This window comes from Bradyrhizobium sp. WYCCWR15520 (genome assembly GCF_056174665.1).
This window is the reverse complement of record NZ_JBWBWM010000011.1, coordinates 15851-33174: the sequence shown is the minus strand read 5'-3', so window position 1 is coordinate 33174 and position 17324 is coordinate 15851. Positions and strand designations below refer to the sequence as shown.

The following is a 17324-nucleotide window of genomic DNA, read 5'->3' as shown; positions in this document are numbered from 1 at the left end:
ATTAAGCAAACAAACCGGCGATTTCAACGACATGGCCTTCCACAAAGACGTTATCGAAGCGATCGGCAACACGCCCCTCATCAAGCTGAAGCACGCTTCCGAAGCCACCGGCTGCACTATTCTCGGCAAGGCCGAATTCATGAATCCCGGCCAGTCGGTCAAGGACCGCGCGGGCAAGTGGATGATCCTGGAGGCCGAGAAGCGCGGCGAGCTCAAGCCCGGCGGCCTGGTGGTGGAATCGACCGCCGGCAACACCGGCATCGGTCTCGCCGTGGTCGCCAGCGCGCGCGGTTACCGGACCTTGATCCTGATCCCGGAAACGCAGAGCCAGGAAAAGAAAGACATGCTGCGGCTGTGCGGCGCCGAGCTCGTCGAGGTGCCGGCGCTGCCTTACGCCAATCCGAACAACTATCAGCATGTCGGCCGGCGGCTGGCCGCGCAGCTTCGCAAGACCGAGCCGAACGGCGTGTTGTTCGCCGACCAGTGGAACAATCTCGACAACGCCAAGGCGCACTACGAGTCCACCGGACCGGAGATCTGGAAACAGACCGGCGGCAGGATCGACGGCTTTATCTGCTCGGTCGGCACCGGCGGCACGCTGGCCGGCGTCAGCCGATATCTGAAGGAAAAGCACCCAGGCATCGTCAACGCCTGCGCCGACCCGCATGGCTTTGCGATGTACGAGCTGTTCAAGCACGGCAAGGCCAAATCGACACCGGGCGACTCAATCACCGAAGGCATCGGGCTCGGCCGCGTCACGCCCGTCATCGAGACCGCGGTTGTCGACGACGCTTTCCTCATTTCGGACGAGGAAGCCGTGACGGTGATCTACGACCTGCTCGAGCACGAGGGCCTCTGCCTCGGCGGCTCGACCGGCATCAACATCGCCGGCGCAATCCGGCTCGCCAAGCAGCTCGGCCCCGGCAAGACCATCGTCACCATCCTCGCCGACTCTGGCAACCGTTATCAGTCAAAACTGTTCAATCCGGAATTCATGCGCTCGAAGAACCTGCCGGTGCCGGCCTGGCTGGAGAAGCGCACTGAGATCGACGTGCCGTTCGAGAAGGCGTGAGTGGACCACACCCACCGACGTCATCCTGAGGTGCGCGCTCTTGCGCGCCTCGAAGGATGAGTACCGCCCGTGGGCCCATCCTTCGAGGCTCGCTGCGCTCGCACCTCAGGATGACGCCGCCTGCGCGAGCTAATGCCATCATGCTCTAGATTTCGAAATAGCGAAGCTGACCAGAGTATGCACTGCGTAGATTGCCAGGCAGGCTACCGAAGCAAAAAACAGTAGCGGCATATATGGCAGAGGGCCGTCCAGTCTTCCGCCACAAGCATCAGTGACAACATGAATGCTTCGAGCTTGAAATAACATCTGGACTGATAGTGCGACGTAGAGAGTCAGAAATACGTAAGAAAATGTTCGATTTCTAACAATGAACATCACTACGACAGGGGTAAAGAAGGTCCATATGTCTTGCGGTCGATAGTACCCTCTGCATTCGTGAACGATGTAGGGGCCCCCTCCGCGATCACGACGCAGGCTACGATTACCGCGCAAAGATTCGCGATCAGCGTTGGACGCGAGCTTAACAATCTCATGAACTCAACCTCGGAGTCATAGGGTGGACAAAGGCGCCCCTGCCGTGCTCACCATCTCCCAACCGCGATCTGTTGGTGGGCACGCTTCCGCCTTCGCTCGTTGAGCTACGGCGGACAAGTCGCTTTGCCCACCCTACGCGACCGATCAATGCCGCAGGATCTGGCTCAGGAACAGCTTCGTCCGCGCGTGCTGCGGGTTGGCGAAGAATTCCTGCGGCGTGTTTGACTCGATCACCTGCCCCGCATCCATGAACACGACGCGGTTGGCGACCTCGCGGGCAAATCCCATTTCGTGCGTGACGACCAGCATGGTCATGCCCTCCTTGGCGAGGTCGACCATGGTGTCGAGCACTTCCTTGACCATTTCGGGATCGAGCGCCGAGGTCGGCTCGTCGAACAGCATGACCTTCGGATTCATGGTCAGGGCGCGGGCAATCGCCACGCGCTGCTGCTGACCGCCCGACATCTGGCCCGGATATTTGTTGGCTTGATGCGGAATCTTGACCCGCTCCAGGAATTTCATCGCGGTCGCTTCGGCATCTTTTTTCGGGATGTTGCGCACCCAGATCGGGGCCAGCGTGCAGTTCTCGAGCACAGTCAGGTGCGGAAACAGGTTAAAACTCTGGAACACCATGCCGACCTCGCGGCGGACCTCATCGACGCGCCGCAGGTTTGGCCCCAGTTCGATACCGTCGACGACGATGTTGCCTTCCTGGAACTCCTCCAGCGCATTGATGCAGCGGATCAGCGTCGACTTGCCCGAGCCCGAGGGGCCGCAGATCACGATGCGCTCGCCCTTGGCAACATCGAGATTGATGTCGCGCAGCACGTGAAAGTCCCCGTACCACTTGTTGAGTGTGTTGATGCCGACGATCGAATTTGCGGTCATGGTGATCTACTCAGTTGCGACGATGGGCATTCAGCCGGTTCTCGACGAACAGCGAGTAACGCGACATCCCGAAACAGAAGACGAAATAGATGATCCCGGTAAAGGCAAAGCCGGTGAACAGCGTCGTCGGCGTCGACCAGACCGGGTCGCTGAAGGAAGCCCGGAGCTGGCCGAGCAGATCGAACAGCGCAACGATCGAGACCAGCGAGGTATCCTTGAACAGCGCGATGAAACTGTTGACGAGGCCGGGGATGACATGGCGGAGCGCCTGCGGCATCACGATCAGCGCCATGGTCTTGGCCCAGGACAGGCCAAGTGCGCTCGCCGCCTCCGCCTGTCCGCGCGGTATAGCCGCGAGGCCGCCACGGATGACTTCGGCCTGGTAGGCGCCGGCGAAAAGCGCAATGCCGATCAAGGCGCGCATCAGTCCGTCGATGGTGAAGCCGGTCGGAACGAACAGCGGCAGCATATAGGTCGCGAAGAACAGCACAGTGATCAGCGGAACGCCGCGCCAGAACTCGATAAAGGCAATGGAGAAAATCCGGATTAGCGGAATGGTCGAACGCCGCCCGAGCGCCAGCGCGATGCCGACCGGCATCGAGGCGACGATGCCGACGACCGACACCACCAGCGTCACCAGCAGGCCACCCCAGAGCCTTGTGTCCACCTCCGGAAGCCCGCCGCTGTCGAGCCCCATCACAGCGATGACAACGGCAATGCCAACGAAAATCGCAAGGGTGGTGGCGACGGCGCGTATTGCCCCGGTCAGCCAGAACAGCAGCGCCGACACGATCACCGCCGTCGCGGCGAGGTCGGCCCAGACCGGGCGGCCAGTTGCCTGAATCTGATCACGCAACCAAGTCAGCGGCCAGATCAGGTATGAAAGGATGACGCCTAGCAGGAAACCAATCCATCCCAGCAGAGAAAGAAATGGTCCGAAGATCGGGTGACTCGCATTAATTCCGGCAACGCCGGCGTTCGTGATGCCGCTCGTCAGGCCCGACAGCAGGTCCGCCGTCCAGCTCACGCCGAAGCCCCCCAGTCCGCCGCCACGCAGCAGGAAGAAGGCGACGACAGGCAAAGCCACGAAGAACAGGATGGCATTCGGGCCCTTGCCCGGCAGCCGCGGAATCAGCAACGGTATCAAGAGGATCGCGGCAAGAGCGAAAGTCAGATTGACGCGCCAGCGCTCCGGCTCCGGATAGAAGCCGTAGATGAACTGCGAGAACTTGGCCTGAATGAACGGCCAGCAGGCGCCGACCACGTCGCCGGGATTTTTTGGCAGGCAGGCGGTGCGGTCCTTGCCGATCCAGACCGCATCAATCAGCGCGAACTTTACCGCGGGAACGACAGTGACCCACAGCAGCAACAAGCTCACGATCGTGATGAGGATGTTGGTGGGCGAATTGAACAGGCGGGTACGCAGGAAGCCGATGAAGCCGGTGGTCTTCACCGGGGCCGGCCGCTCCGGCACGAGCTCCTGGCGGACAAAATTGGATGCGGTCGTGTCGCTCATCCGCCCATGCTCCGGCTGATGCGCCATCCATAGAAACTCATGATCGCGCTGGTGACCAGCGAGATCAGGAGATAGACGCCCATGGTGATGCCGATGATTTCAATCGCCTGCCCGGTCTGGCTCAGCGTGGTTCCGGCGAACACGGAGACCAGGTCGGGATAGCCGATCGCGACCGCCAGCGAGGAGTTCTTGGTCAAATTGAGATACTGGTTGGTCAGCGGCGGCAGGATCACGCGCAAGGCTTGCGGGATCACGATCAACCGCAGCACCGAGCCGCGCTGCAGTCCGAGCGAGGAGCCGGCTTCCATCTGGCCCTTGTGCACGGAGAGGATGCCCGCGCGCACGATCTCGGCGATGAAGGCCGCCGTGTAGGTCGATAGCGCCAGCGTCAACGCAACGAATTCCGGAATGAGGCGCGAGCCGCCGGCGAAATTGAAGCCCTTGAGCACCGGCACCTCCCACGTGACCGGGAGACCGAAGATCAGCATGCTGATGAGCGGCAGGCCGATGATCATGCCGAGCGCATAGGGCCAGACCTTGATCACTGTGCCGCTTTGGAAGAGCTGACGGCGCGCGTATCGCCACAGTGCGATCGTGGCCACGATCGCAACCAATAGGGCGACGACGAAGGGCTCGAACCCCGCCTGCCCGACAGGCTTCGGAATGACCAGGCCGCGATTACTGAGGAAGATGCTGTCGAAGATCGAAATGCTCTGCCGTGGATTGGGCAAGGCGGCAAGCACCGCGAGATACCAGAACAGAATCTGGAACAGCAGCGGCAGGTTGCGGATCAGTTCGACATAGCCGCCCGCGATCCGCGACAGCAGCCAGTTCGGCGACAACCGGCCGAGTGCGACGAGGAATCCGATCACGGTTGCAAAGAAGATGCCGATCACCGAGACCAGCAGCGTGTTCAGCAAGCCAACCACAAAGACGCGCGTGTAGGGATCGGATCCCGAATACGGGATCAGGCTCTGGCTGACGTCAAAGCCGGCATTGTTGGCAAGGAAACCAAAGCCCGCGGTGATCCGCTGCGCCTGCAGATTGGCGCGGGCATTGGCGACGATCTCATAGGAAATCCAGGCGAGCGCGGCGACGAAGAGCAGTTGGAGCACGAAGCCGCTCCAGCCCGCCCGGCCGCCGAGCGCTCGCTGCAGCCTGGGAAGGAGCTGCGATGGTGGTTTTCGGGGTTCGATGGCCATCGCCGCAGCCCCTCTCGCTGGCGACTAGCGGATCGGCGGGGCGTACTGGATACCGCCCTTGCTCCATAGGTTGTTGAGGCCGCGGGCAATGCCGAGCTTGGAGCCTGCACCGACGTTGCGCTCGAAGGACTCGCCGTAATTGCCGGTTGCCTTCACAATCCGCACCATCCAGTCCTTGGTCAGGCCGAGTTGTTCGCCCAGATTGCCGTCGGTGCCGACCGCGCGCTTGACCTCGGGTTTGTCGGACTTGGCCATCTCGTCGATGTTCTTTTGGGTCATGCCGAGCTCTTCAGCACCGACCATCGCATACAGCGTCCATTTCACGACGTCGAACCACTGGTCGTCGCCATGGCGAACCATCGGTCCGAGCGGTTCCTTCGAGATCACTTCGGGCAGCACGACGTGATCGGCGGGATTGGCGACCTTCAGGCGCTCGGCGTAGAGCTGGGAGACGTCGGAGGTGAAGACGTCGCAGCGGCCGGACTCATAGGCCTTGATGGTTTCGTCGGCGGTCGCGAACGCGATCACCTCATACTTCATGTTGTTGCCCTTGAAGTAGTCGGCAAGGTTCTGCTCGGTCGTGGTGCCGGTCTGAACGCAGACGGAGGCGCTGTTGAGCTCGAGCGCCGAGTTCACCTTCAGCGACTTCTTCACCAGGAAGCCCTGGCCATCATAATAGGTCACGCCGGTGAAGTTGGCGCCCAGCGAGGTGTCGCGCGACAGCGTCCAGGTGGTGTTGCGGGACAGCACGTCGATCTCGCCGGACTGCAACGCGGTGAAGCGGTCCTTGGCCGACAGCGGGACGAACTTGATCTTGGTGGCGTCGTTGAAAACGGCAGCCGCGATCGCCCGGCAGATATCGACGTCGAGGCCGGTCCAGTTACCCTTGTCGTCCGGCGTCGAGAAGCCCGGCAGCCCCTGGCTGACCCCGCAGGACAGCATGCCGCGGTCCTTGACCGTCTTCAGGGTTTGCGCCGAGGCGGCCTGAGCCGAGAGACCGGCGGCTAGGGCAAGGGTAACAACCAGAGATACGCGTTTCATGGGCAAGGCCTTTCAAGGGGGTCGTGCGGATGTCGTGTTTTAGACAACGCCTCACGTTGTGGGGCCAACCCGCTGATCCCGCGCTGAAAAGCGTTGTCCTGACCGTGCATTTAGCGTGCCATTCCGGTCAGGCGGCGGATCCGATATCGCAGCAGGCCCCTCAACTTGCGGCGATGATTAGTTGAGATGCATCTCAGAACGACTAGCGTGCCGGGTCAAGGGGTTGACTGCCGTCTTCTGTGTCTTGTTATTAAGTCGCCGGCCCCTGACCCGCCGCCCGGTGCTATTTTCGCGATCAAGTTGCGGCTGCGGCATAACGTCTTGGATAATGCAAACGCATGAGCTTTTCGAACGACGGCCCGTCCAATCCGCAAAAAGCCGAAACCAGGCTGGTCACTGCCGGCCGTGACACCAAGGGGCAAAGGGGCTTCGTCAACCCGCCGGTTTTCCACGGCTCGACCGTGCTCTATCCGACCGCCGAGGACCTGCACGCCCACCGCGCCGAATTTTCCTACGGGCGCCACGGCAGCCCGACCACGCGGGCACTGCAGGACGTGCTGATGTCGCTGGAGGGCCCGCAATGCGCCGGCGTCGGCCTGGTGCCATCGGGCCTTGCCGCCATCACCACCACCCTGCTCTCGGTGCTGAAGGCCGGCGACCATCTGCTGGTGACCGACAACGTCTACCGGCCCTCGCGCAATTTCTGTAACGGCATGCTGGTCCGCTACGGCGTCGAGGTCACCTATTTCGACCCGCTGATCGGCGCTGGAATCGAAAAACTGTTTAAGCCGAACACCAAGGCGGTGCTGGTCGAGGCGCCCGGCTCGCAGTCGTTCGAGATGAGCGACATCCCCGCCATCGCCGCCGTCGCGCATGCTCGGGACGCTCTCGTCATCGACGACAACACCTGGGCGACCGCGCTGTTTCACCGCTCGCTCGACCAGGGCGTCGACATCAGCATGCAGGCTGCCACTAAATATATCGGCGGTCATTCCGACATCATGTTCGGCACGATTTCGGCAAACGCGAAAGCCTGGCCGCTGATCGCCGAGGGGATCCGCCTGCTCGGCGTCTGCGCCGGTCCCGACGACGTCTTCCTGGCGCTGCGCGGCACCCGCACGCTCTCGGTGCGGCTCGCGCAGCATTATCGCTCCGGCCTGGAAATGGCGCGTTGGCTCGCTGGCCGTCCCGAAGTCCTGCAGGTCCTGCATCCCGCGCTCGAAAGCCATCCGGGCCATGCAATCTGGAAGCGCGACTTCACCGGCGCCTCCGGCCTGTTCAGCATTGTGTTGAAACCGGTGCCGCAGCAGGCGGTCGACGCCCTGCTCAATACGGTCAAGCTGTTCGGCATGGGCTTTTCGTGGGGCGGCTTCGAAAGCCTCATTATCCCGTTCGACTGCGATCCCTATCGCACCGCGACCAAATGGTCGCCCGGCGGGCCGACGCTGCGGCTGCACATCGGCCTGGAGAATGTCGACGACCTCAAGGCCGATCTCGATCGCGGATTTGCAGCGCTGAAGGCCGCCACTTAGGGGCCCTCACGCCGCCCGATTTTACGCGCTGGCCGCGCCGGCCATCTCAGCAGCGAGCAACAACGCCCCCCGGCTGGCGCCGACCGAGGCGACGCCTTGGCCGGCGATGTCATAGGCCGTGCCGTGCGCCGGCGTGCAGATCGGAAACGGGAAGCCGCCCAGGATCGTCACCCCGCGATCGAAGCCCATCAGCTTCATCGCAATCTGGCCCTGGTCGTGATACATCGTCAGCACCGCATCGAAGGCGCCGTTCTTGGCGCGCAGGAAAACCGTATCCGCCGGAAACGGCCCTTCCGCCGCAATCCCTTCGGCCCGGCCGGCCGTGACGGCGGGCTCGATCACGTCGATCTCCTCGCGGCCGAAATTGCCGCCGTCGCCGGCATGCGGGTTGAGCCCCGCTACCGCGATACGGGGCTCGGCAAAGCCGGCCCGTCGCATGCAGGCATCGGTCAGTTTCAGCGCGCGATGAATACGCTCGACGGTTAGCCGCGAGGCTACATCCTTGAGGGCGATGTGCGAGGTGACGCGGGCATTCCAGAGCCTGTCGAGCACGTTGAATTCGCTGGCTGGCGTCTTCAGGCCGGCGACCTCGGCGGAGAATGCAATCTCGTCGTCATACTCGGCGCGCGCGAGCCGCATCGCCTTCTTGTTGAACGGCGTGAAGCAAACCGCATCGGCCTGCCCGTCGCGCGCCAGCGTCAGCGCACGACGATAATTCTCCAGCGCAAACGCGCCGCCGGCCCGGCTGGCGACCCCACGTTCGATGGACACGGGATCGAGATGGCCGATATCCAGGAAGGCGGCGTCACTGATTGCTTTGGGATCCGCGGACGGCGGCACATTCGGCAGGTCCGGCTTGACGCCGGCGACACGCGCGCCCTCGTCGAAAACGCGGCGGTCTCCGATCAGGATCAGGCGTGCACGCAAGCGGATTTCGTCGAGGCAGGCGAGTTTTGCGGTCAGCTCCGGGCTGATGCCGGCGGGGTCTCCCATCGCCAGCGCAATCAGCGGCTTGCCGGGACTTTGCACATTCATATGATCCTCATCTTCTCCTGAGCGCCTTCGTCCGGCTTTCGCAACAGACGCACGATCTGCAGGGCGAGCGGAAGCAGCAACAGCACCGTCCCGGCCAGGACGAGCGTCGTTACCAGCCGGTTTGCAAAGAATATTCCGAGCGATCCCTTGGACATCAGCATGGCCTGCCGGAACGCGTCCTCGGCCTTGTCGCCGATCACGATCGCCAGCACCAACGGAGCCAACGGATAATGCAACTTCTTGAAGAGATAGCCGACGACGCCGAAGCCGAGCATCAGGACGACGTCGAGATAGGAGTTCGAGACCGAATAGGCGCCGACCACGCAGATGATGACGATCAGGGGTGCGATGACGGCGAACGGAATCCGCATCAGAGCGGCGAACACGGGAACGGTGAGCAGCACCAGCGCAACCGCGACGATGTTGCCGACATACATCGAGGCGATCAGCCCCCAGACGAAATCCTTCTGGTCGACGAACAGCATCGGTCCGGGGTTCAATCCCCAGATCATCAGCCCGCCCATCATCACCGCGGCCGTGGCCGAGCCGGGAATGCCGAGCGAGAGCATCGGCAACAGCGCGCTGGTGCCGGCGGCATGGTCGGCGGTCTCCGGCGCGACGATGCCCTCGGCCTCGCCGGTGCCGAAACGCGCGCCGTTGCGCGAAAAGCGCTTGGCGATGCCATAGCTCATGAAGGAAGCAGCGGTCGGGCCCCCCGGCGTAATGCCCATCCAGCAACCGATGGCGGCGCTGCGCAGCAGCGCAATGCCATGATGCGGCAGACGGCTAAGCGCCCGGAAGACTTCCTTCCAGTCCACCCGCGACGACACCGCGCGGGCCTGAAACTCCTCCTCGACCGCAATCAGCAACTCGCCGATACCGAACAGCCCCATGACGGCAACGACGAAGCTGACGCCCTTGACCAGTTCGTCGATACCCATGGTGAGCCGGACGCTGCCCGAGACCGTATCGATGCCGATCGCGGCAATGGCAAAACCGATCGCGAGCGCCACCACCGTCTTGATCGGCGCCGCGCCGCCCATGCCGACGAAACTGGCGAAGGCGAGGAAATAGACCGCGAAATATTCCGGTGGTCCGAAGGCGAGCGCCACCTGCGCCACCCAGGACGCCAGAAACGTAATTAGGATCACGCCGACCAGCGCGCCGAACGCGGCCGAGCCGAAGGCGGTGGCCAGCGCCGTCGTTGGCCTCCCGTCGCGCGCCATCGGATAGCCGTCGAAGGTGGTGGCGACCGATGAGGGTTCGCCCGGAATGTTGAACAGGATCGACGTCACCGAGCCGCCGAACAGCGCGCCCCAATACATGCTCGAGAGCAGGATGATCGCTGACACCGGCTGCATGCCGAAAGTCAGCGGCAGCAGCAGCGATACCCCGTTTGGCGCGCCGAGCCCCGGCAGCACCCCGACGAGAATGCCGAGCAGGACGCCGACAACCATCAGCGTCAGGTGCGGAACGGTGACCGCGATGGTGAAACCGTGCAGCAGCGATTGAAGGTTTTCCATCGCCCGTCCCTTCAGAAACCGAACGCAGCGGCGAGCGCGCCGTGCGGCAGCGACACCTGGAACATGCGCTCGAACACGACGTAGAGCGCAAGCGGCGTAACCGCGGCGATGACAAGGGCGCGCAAAACCGATTGCCGCTTCGGCAACGCCAGGACCGCAAAGACATAGCCCGCCGAAGCGAGATACATCCCGACCATTGGAATGACGGCAATGAAAATCGCGGCTGGAACGAACAATCCCGCGAGGCGGCGCAACTCGAACGGCGTGACGGCCACCCTGACGATGGCGAGGGTGCCGCGTCCGAGCGCGCCCTGCCCCAGATTGTAGAGGCTGCCGAGCACGATGATGATTCCGGTCAGGAACGGAAACGTGCCGGCGTCGACGCCGGCGCTCGACCAGCCGATGCCGTTGTCGAGACTGGACACGACGACCACCACACCGAAGATTCCGGTCAGCAGCGCGGCGGCTATCTCGAGCGCACGTCGGGAGATCATCGCGGCCTGCCCTACTTCACCAGCCAGCCCTGCTCGCCCGCGACCTGCTTCACGTGTTCGAGGTCCTGCTTGATGAAATTGTCGAATGCTGTGCCGGTCAGGAAGGTGTCAACCTGCGAGGTCTTCTCGATGTATTCCTTCCATTCAGGCGTCGCCTGCACCTTCTTCATGAGATCGACGTAATACGCCGCTTGCTCCGGGCTGACCTTGCCGGGCAGCCACACCGTCCGCGGTTGCTCATATTGCGAGATCGCGAGCCCCTGCTCGACGCAGGTCGGCACGTCGCTCCAGCCTTCTGATGCCGTAACCTTCGGCCCCTGCGGCAGCCGCATCGGGCTGAAGGCGCAGAGCGGGCGCTGGGTACTGCCGCGCCATTGCCCAAGGCTCTCGGAAGGATTGTTGACGTGCGCATCGATATGGCCGCCGGCCAGTTGCACGGCCGCCTCCGCGCCGCTCTTGAAGGGGATGTAGGTGAATTTGACGCGCGCCGCCTTCTCGATCATCCGCGTCAGCACCTCATCGGTATCCTTGGACTGCGCGCCGCCCATCTTGAACTCGGTCGCGGCCGCGGCTTTAAGGAAGTCGCCCGCGGTCTTGTAGGGCGCGTCATGTTTCACCCACAACAGGAACTCGTCCTGCGCCATCGCCGCGATCGGCGTGAGATCGGTGTAGTTGAAGGCGACCTTGGAGACGAGCGGCTGCTGCCATGCGTTCGACGTGCCAAAGATTACCTTATAAGGATCGCCGGCGGACGCCTTGCCGTAGACATAGCCTTCCGCCCCGCTGCCGCCGCCCTTGTTGACGACGACGACGGGCTGGTCGGTCAGTTTGTATTTGGTGATGATGCTCTGGACGGCGCGGGCGAGATTGTCGGTACCGCCGCCCGGCCCGGCCGTGGCGACGAACTCGATCGGCTTCTGCGGCTGCCAGGCAGCATTGGCCGGAAGCGCGCCCGCGAGCATGAACGCTGCCGTGGACAGCAGCAGTTTTGACGTGATCTTCATGGCTTCCTCCCGGTAGGCTTTTTTGTTGTCGTTCGTATTCTCGTTTTCTTGTCAGGCGACCTGCTCCTTGCGATCGACTGATGCGGCGACGATCGCGCCCTCCCGCTCGAACGCGTCGATCTCCGCCTGATCAAAACCGTGTTCGCGCAGCACCTCGCGCGTATGCTCGCCATAAACAGGCGCGCCCGAACGCACCTTGCCGGGCGTCGCCGAGAATTTGACCGGCAGTCCGATCGTCTTCACCGCTCCGAGCGTCGAATGTTCGACCTCGACCACCATGTCGCGCGCGAGCGTCTGCGGATCGTTCAGCGCTTCCAGCATGTCGTGCACGGGGCCGCACGGCACGCCCTTCTCGTCAAGCGCCGCCAGCCAATGCGCCCGCGTCTGCTTTTGGAAGCGCGCGCTCAATTCGGCTTCGAGCTCCTTCAAATTCGCCATGCGGTCGGAGCCGTTGACGAAGCGCGGGTCGGACGCCAGTTCCAGCGCGCCGAGCGCTTCCAGCATCAACAGCCAATGCTTCTTGTTGGCGCCGCCGACCACGAGCCAGCCATCGGATGCCTCGAACGCCTGATACGGCGCGTTGAGCGGATGAGCCGAGCCCATGGCGCGCGGCGCCACATTACTTGCGAGCGCAATGGTCGACTGCCAGTAGGTCTGAACCAGCGCCGCCTCATAAAGAGATGTCTCCACCCACTGCCCTTCACCGGACTTGAGGCGGTGCGCATAGGCGGCCAGAATGCCCATACTGGCCAGCAGTCCGGCGGTGATATCGGACAGCGGCGGACCGCATTTCACCGGCGGACCGTCCGGCCGCTCGCCCGTGAAACTCATGATGCCGCTCATCGCTTGCGCAACCAGATCGAAGCCACGGCGATGCTTGTACGGGCCGGTGCGGCCAAAACCTGACAGCGAGCAATAGATCAGCGCCGGAAAATCCCGGTGCAGCTCCGCATAGCCAAAGCCGAGCCGCTCCATCGCGCCCGGGGCGAAATTCTCGACCAGCACGTCGGCACCGGCGATCAGCCGCCGCAGCACCTCCTTGCCGCCTGCGGTCTTCAGGTCGAGCACGATGCCGCGCTTGTTGCGGTTCATCATCAGGAAGGAGGCCGCCTCGTCGCCGATCTTCGGCGGCACCGAATGCCGGGTGTCGTCGCCATTCGGCCATTTCTCGATCTTGATGACGTCGGCGCCCATGTCGGCGAGCATCAGCGTGCATGTCGGGCCCGCCATCACATGGGTGAGATCGATGACCTTGAGGCCGGCGAGCGGCCCCGAGCGCGGCGTGGTGTCGTTTTGAAGGGACATGCGGGCTCCTAGTGGCCGCGCCATTGCGGCGCGCGCTTGGTGAGAAACGCGCCGAGCCCTTCACGGAAATCCTGGCTGGTGTAGCACATCAGGATAAGGTCCTCCCCCTCGTCGCGCGTCAGCCGTTTCTGCAAGCGCGCGACCGCCTGCTTGGTCGCGTTCAGCGTCAGCGGCGCGTGGCCGGCAACGAGCCGTGCGATCTCGTCGGCGCGTTTGTCGAGCGCGGCCAGATCATCGACGATTTCGTTGAGCAGGCCCAACGAGGCCGCCTCCTCGGCTTCGACCAGCCGCGCCGTGAAGATCAGATCCTTGACGCGCGCCGGACCGATCAACGCGGTAATGCGGCTGACATTCGACATCGACAGGCAATTGCCGAGCGTGCGCGCAATCGGAAATCCCATCCGCGTGCTTCTTGTGCCGATGCGCAGATCGCAGCAGGCAGCAATGCCCGCGCCGCCGCCGGTGCAGGCGCCGTTGATGGCGGCAATGGTCGGCACCCGGCATGTTTCGAGAATGCCGAGCACGCGGTCGATGCGGTTCTCATAGTCGAGTGCGTCCTGCGGCGTCTTGAAGGCGCGGAATTGGTTGATGTCGGTACCGGCCGCAAACGCCTTGTCGCCGGCGCCCCGCAGCAGCAGCACCTTGATCGCATGGTCGCGGTTGGCGCGTTCGCAGATCTCGGCCAGCCGTTCGTACATCTCGAAGGTAAAGGCGTTGCGCGCCTGCGGCCGGTTGAAGGTTACCCGGCCGATGCCGTCATCGAGGGCAAACAGGAGGTCACCCTCCCGTACCGTTACGTCCTGATCCATCCCGACGGCCTTTCTTAATTGATTTTTACCATTCTGAATGCAAAATTAGACTTTATCAAGCTGTAACCGGACTATAATCCGGTTGTTCAGCCAATTTTGAATTCAGATTGGACCTTCGATAATGCTCCACGAGGAAGTCGTAGGCCGCGTCCGCGCCATGCTGCTCGATGGCGATATCCCGCCGGGCGCGCGGATTCCCGAGCGCGACCTCTGTGAAAAGCTGCAGATCTCGCGCACGCCGCTGCGTGAAGCCCTGAAGGTGCTTGCCGCGGAAGGCCTGGTCCAATTGCTGCCGAACCGCGGCTCGCGCGCGGCGAGACTGACCGACAAGGACATGCGCGACCTGTTCGAGGTGTGCCAGGGACTCGAAGCCCTGGCCGGCGAACTCGCCTGCGAGCGCATCACGGATGCCGAGATCGCCGGCGTCGCCGATGCCCATGCCGCGATGGTGCGGCACTACGGTGATCGCGACCTGCTGCAGTACTACCGCTGCAACCGCTTCATCCACGAGGCGATCATCACTGCTGCCGGCAACCCGGTGCTGTCAGGCCTGTATGAATCCGTCACGGCCCGCATTCGCCGTGCGCGCTACGTCACGCCGATGACGCCGCGGCGCTGGGCACTGGCGGTGCAGGAGCACGAAGCGATCCTCAACGCCCTGCAACGTCGCGATGGCGTGGGGCTGTCGCATATCCTGCGCGCGCATCTGCGCCACAAGCGCGAAGAGGTCTTGCAGGCCGGCTTCGCGGAGACCGCGCCGCTCGAACAAGCTCGCGCATCATAGCTGCGTCAGGCCTGACGCCCGATCGGCAACGTCCATCCATATTGACGAGTTGGCCCGGTAGCGCGCGCCCGCACTGAGCGGCTTTCCGGGTTTTTGCGGAGGCGGCCTTTTCCCGAACGATAACCAGTCGTTCACCATGACCGTGAATCCCGCTCCTGCGATCGGTCAAATCGTTCACCCCTCAAGTTCCCTTATACCTTTGATGCCTAGTCATGGCCTTCGGGGACCGTCACTGCCGTGCCGTTGGGGCGTCCCGGCGTAAGAGTAGATCGTAAGCGTATGAACATCGCACGTCTCGTCGTTCTGGCCATCGCATTGAGTGCAGGCGGTGTCGCCGCCTATCTCGCCCGTGGCACCGAAGACAAATCATCGCAACCGTCAGCCGAACCGGTCGCCAATTTGCCGACAGTGGAAATTCTGGTCGCGAAGTCCGACATCGGGCTCGGCCAGGCCGTCAAGCCTGAGGACATGCAATGGCAGGCCTGGCCGGCTGCGACCGCCAACAGCAACCTGATCGACCGCGCGAGCAAGGCCGAAGCCATCAATGAACTCGCCGGCTCGATCGCGCGCAACCCGTTCTTCGCGGGCGAACCGATCCGCGAACAGAAACTGGTCAAGGCCAACGGCTCCGGCTTCATGGCGGCCATCCTGCCGACCGGCATGCGGGCGCTCTCGACCGAGATCTCGCCGGAAACCGGCGCCGGCGGCTTCATCCTGCCCAACGACCGCGTCGACGTGATCCTTTCCAAGCGCGAGAAGAATCCGGACGGCAGGGGAACGGACGTCATCCAGTCGGAAATCATTCTCTCCAACATCCGCGTGCTCGCGATCGATCAGGCGCCGAAGGAAAAAGAGGGCATGAACTCCCTCGTCGGCCGCACCGTCACGCTCGAACTGAAGCCCGAGCAGGCCGAGACGATGGCGCGTGCGCGCCAGAGCGGCACGCTGTCGCTCGCGCTGCGCAGCATCACCGATGCCAATGCGGCCGAAGGCCGTTCCGATGAACAGACTCAAAAACGGAAAGAGAGTGTCTCCGTGGTTCGCTACGGAGTCTCTAGTCAAACGACGGCACAGAAGTGACCGAAAGGACGGCTGAGATGAAGTTTGGGGTAAATCAGTCAGCGATGCGAACCGTGGCGGCGCGCGCACTGTTATTGTCGGCCGTCGCCGCGCTGACGCTCGCGCCGCTGCTGCCCGTGGTCGCAGCCGAAACCGAGAAGGATCCGGTAGCGACCTCCGCTATCGGCCCGGTCAAGATGCGCTTCCTGGCACTCGGCATCGGCAAGTCGGTGGTCGTCGACCTGCCGCGCGACGTCAAGGATGTGCTGGTCGCCGATCCGAAGATCGCCAACGCCGTCATTCGCTCCCCGCAACGCGCCTATATCATCGGCGGCGCCGTCGGCCAGACCAACGTGGTGTTTTTCGACGGCGACGGCCAGCAGATCGCTTCCTACGACATCGCGGTCAAGCGCGATCTCAACGGCGTGCGCGCCGCGCTGAAGCAGTCGCTGCCGGGGATTCAGATCGAGGGCGTCGGCGACAGCGTGCTGCTGACCGGCTCGGTATCGAGCCCGGTCGAAGCCCAGCAGGCCGGCGAGATCGCCGCGCGACTGGTCGGCGGATCCGAGAAGGTCGTCAACTCGATCGTCGTTCGCGGCCGCGATCAGGTGATGCTCAAGGTCACCGTCGCGGAAGTGCGACGAGACATCATCAAGCAATTGGGTATCGATCTCAGTGCCAGCATGAACTACGGCACCGCGGCGGTCGTATTCAAAAATAACAATCCGTTCACCGCCAACAGCGCACCGCTCGTCCCCGAAAACGGCTTGGTCGGAGCGGCTTTGAACAAAGCTGGTTTGCCGACTGTCACGGCTACCCTGCGCGCGATGGAAAGCGCCGGTGTCGTGAAGACGCTCGCCGAACCCAATCTGACGGCGATCTCCGGCGAATCCGCAACGTTTATCTCAGGCGGCGAATTTCCCATTCCGACCGGCGTGACCTGCCAGACAACAACGCCCGGCGGCATTCAAAATTGCGTCCAGACCGTCAGCTTCAAGAAATTCGGCATCTCGCTCAACTTCACGCCGGTCGTACTGTCCGAGGGACGGATCAGCCTGCGGGTGATGACGGAAGTGTCGGAAATCTCGACCGAAAACGCTTTGACGGGCGGCCAGAACGGAACAACCATTCCCTCGATCAAGACGCGTCGCGCGGAAACCACGCTGGAAATTCCGTCCGGAGGCTCAATCGCGATGGCGGGACTGATCCAGGAACAAACCAAGCAGGCCATCAACGGTTTGCCCGGCGTGGACCAGATACCGATTTTTGGACAGCTTTTCAGGAGCCAGGACTTCATCAACCACCAGACCGAGATGATGGTCATCGTGACGCCCTATGTCGTCCGGGCTGTCGCACAGAAAGAACTGTCGCGACCCGATGACGGCTTCGCGTCGGCGTCCGACTCCCAGTCCGCGTTGCTCGGGCGCATCAACCGCATCTACGGCGTCGCCGCACGTGTCGATCCCTTCGCCGGTGTCCAGGGCAATTTCGGCTACATCATCGATTGAGACGTAGAACTGTTCACC

At 63.0% G+C, this 17324-nt stretch carries 15 protein-coding genes; 5 read left to right on the top strand and 10 right to left on the bottom strand.

The features are described from left to right. Positions 1–31: 31 nt before the first annotated feature. The gene (locus AC0QUY_RS14090) at positions 32–1072 is read left to right on the top strand and encodes a cysteine synthase A (protein ID WP_475387277.1); all 1041 of its coding nucleotides are present in this window, start codon (positions 32–34) and stop codon (positions 1070–1072) included. Between the two features lie 678 nt (positions 1073–1750). Here the strand turns inward: AC0QUY_RS14090 and AC0QUY_RS14085 are convergent. Genes AC0QUY_RS14085 through AC0QUY_RS14070 form a run of 4 tightly spaced genes read right to left on the bottom strand, consistent with a single transcriptional unit; the run spans position 1751 to position 6253 of the window. Next, positions 1751–2494 carry an amino acid ABC transporter ATP-binding protein gene (locus tag AC0QUY_RS14085; RefSeq protein WP_161854547.1) on the bottom strand — a complete coding sequence of 248 codons (744 nt, stop codon included), beginning with the start codon at positions 2492–2494 and terminating at the stop codon, positions 1751–1753. A 10-nt stretch (positions 2495–2504) separates the two neighbouring features. After that, entirely contained in the window at positions 2505–4010 is a 1506-nt protein-coding gene (locus tag AC0QUY_RS14080; protein WP_475387276.1) for an amino acid ABC transporter permease, read from the bottom strand. Continuing rightward, complete coding sequence (locus AC0QUY_RS14075; protein WP_161854545.1) at positions 4007–5212, bottom strand: amino acid ABC transporter permease; 1206 nt, start codon at positions 5210–5212, stop codon at positions 4007–4009. Before AC0QUY_RS14075 ends, AC0QUY_RS14080 begins: the two co-directional genes overlap by 4 nt. Positions 5213–5236: 24 nt before the next feature. Further along, complete coding sequence (locus tag AC0QUY_RS14070) at positions 5237–6253, bottom strand: amino acid ABC transporter substrate-binding protein (RefSeq protein ID WP_161854544.1); 1017 nt, start codon at positions 6251–6253, stop codon at positions 5237–5239. A gap of 338 nt (positions 6254–6591) precedes the next feature. On the opposite strand from AC0QUY_RS14070, the gene metC reads away from it, so the two are divergent. Continuing rightward, positions 6592–7785: a cystathionine beta-lyase gene (metC, locus tag AC0QUY_RS14065; protein ID WP_475387275.1), complete on the top strand. Its 1194-nt coding sequence runs from the start codon at positions 6592–6594 to the stop codon at positions 7783–7785. 21 nt (positions 7786–7806) lie between these two features. Here the strand turns inward: metC and AC0QUY_RS14060 are convergent, their stop codons facing one another. Genes AC0QUY_RS14060 through AC0QUY_RS14035 form a run of 6 tightly spaced genes read right to left on the bottom strand, consistent with a single transcriptional unit; the run spans position 7807 to position 13955 of the window. Next, entirely contained in the window at positions 7807–8820 is a 1014-nt protein-coding gene (locus AC0QUY_RS14060) for a 4-hydroxythreonine-4-phosphate dehydrogenase PdxA (protein WP_475387274.1), read from the bottom strand. Continuing rightward, positions 8817–10343, bottom strand: coding sequence for a tripartite tricarboxylate transporter permease (locus AC0QUY_RS14055; protein WP_161854541.1), 1527 nt, complete (start codon positions 10341–10343; stop codon positions 8817–8819). The genes AC0QUY_RS14060 and AC0QUY_RS14055 overlap by 4 nt, the downstream gene beginning before the upstream one ends. A gap of 11 nt (positions 10344–10354) precedes the next feature. After that, the gene (locus AC0QUY_RS14050; RefSeq protein WP_475387273.1) at positions 10355–10837 is read right to left on the bottom strand and encodes a tripartite tricarboxylate transporter TctB family protein; all 483 of its coding nucleotides are present in this window, start codon (positions 10835–10837) and stop codon (positions 10355–10357) included. Positions 10838–10848: 11 nt separating this feature from the next. Further along, on the bottom strand, positions 10849–11841 hold the full coding sequence (locus tag AC0QUY_RS14045; protein WP_475387272.1) for a Bug family tripartite tricarboxylate transporter substrate binding protein: 993 nt from the start codon (positions 11839–11841) through the stop codon (positions 10849–10851). 51 nt (positions 11842–11892) lie between these two features. After that, complete coding sequence (locus AC0QUY_RS14040) at positions 11893–13146, bottom strand: CaiB/BaiF CoA transferase family protein (RefSeq protein ID WP_475387271.1); 1254 nt, start codon at positions 13144–13146, stop codon at positions 11893–11895. Positions 13147–13154: 8 nt separating this feature from the next. Further along, the gene (locus AC0QUY_RS14035) at positions 13155–13955 is read right to left on the bottom strand and encodes an enoyl-CoA hydratase/isomerase family protein (RefSeq protein WP_475387270.1); all 801 of its coding nucleotides are present in this window, start codon (positions 13953–13955) and stop codon (positions 13155–13157) included. Between the two features lie 121 nt (positions 13956–14076). Here AC0QUY_RS14035 and AC0QUY_RS14030 point away from each other — a divergent pair, with 121 nt between their 5' ends. From AC0QUY_RS14030 to AC0QUY_RS14020, 3 genes are all read left to right on the top strand, one after another. Then, positions 14077–14739 (top strand): GntR family transcriptional regulator, encoded by a 663-nt coding sequence (locus tag AC0QUY_RS14030; protein WP_202639086.1) that lies wholly within the window; start codon positions 14077–14079, stop codon positions 14737–14739. Between the two features lie 279 nt (positions 14740–15018). Next, positions 15019–15819, top strand: a complete 801-nt coding sequence (gene cpaB, locus AC0QUY_RS14025) for a Flp pilus assembly protein CpaB (RefSeq protein WP_475387269.1) — start codon at positions 15019–15021, stop codon at positions 15817–15819. A gap of 17 nt (positions 15820–15836) precedes the next feature. Beyond that, positions 15837–17306 carry a type II and III secretion system protein family protein gene (locus AC0QUY_RS14020; RefSeq protein WP_475387268.1) on the top strand — a complete coding sequence of 490 codons (1470 nt, stop codon included), beginning with the start codon at positions 15837–15839 and terminating at the stop codon, positions 17304–17306. Positions 17307–17324 lie beyond the last annotated feature (18 nt).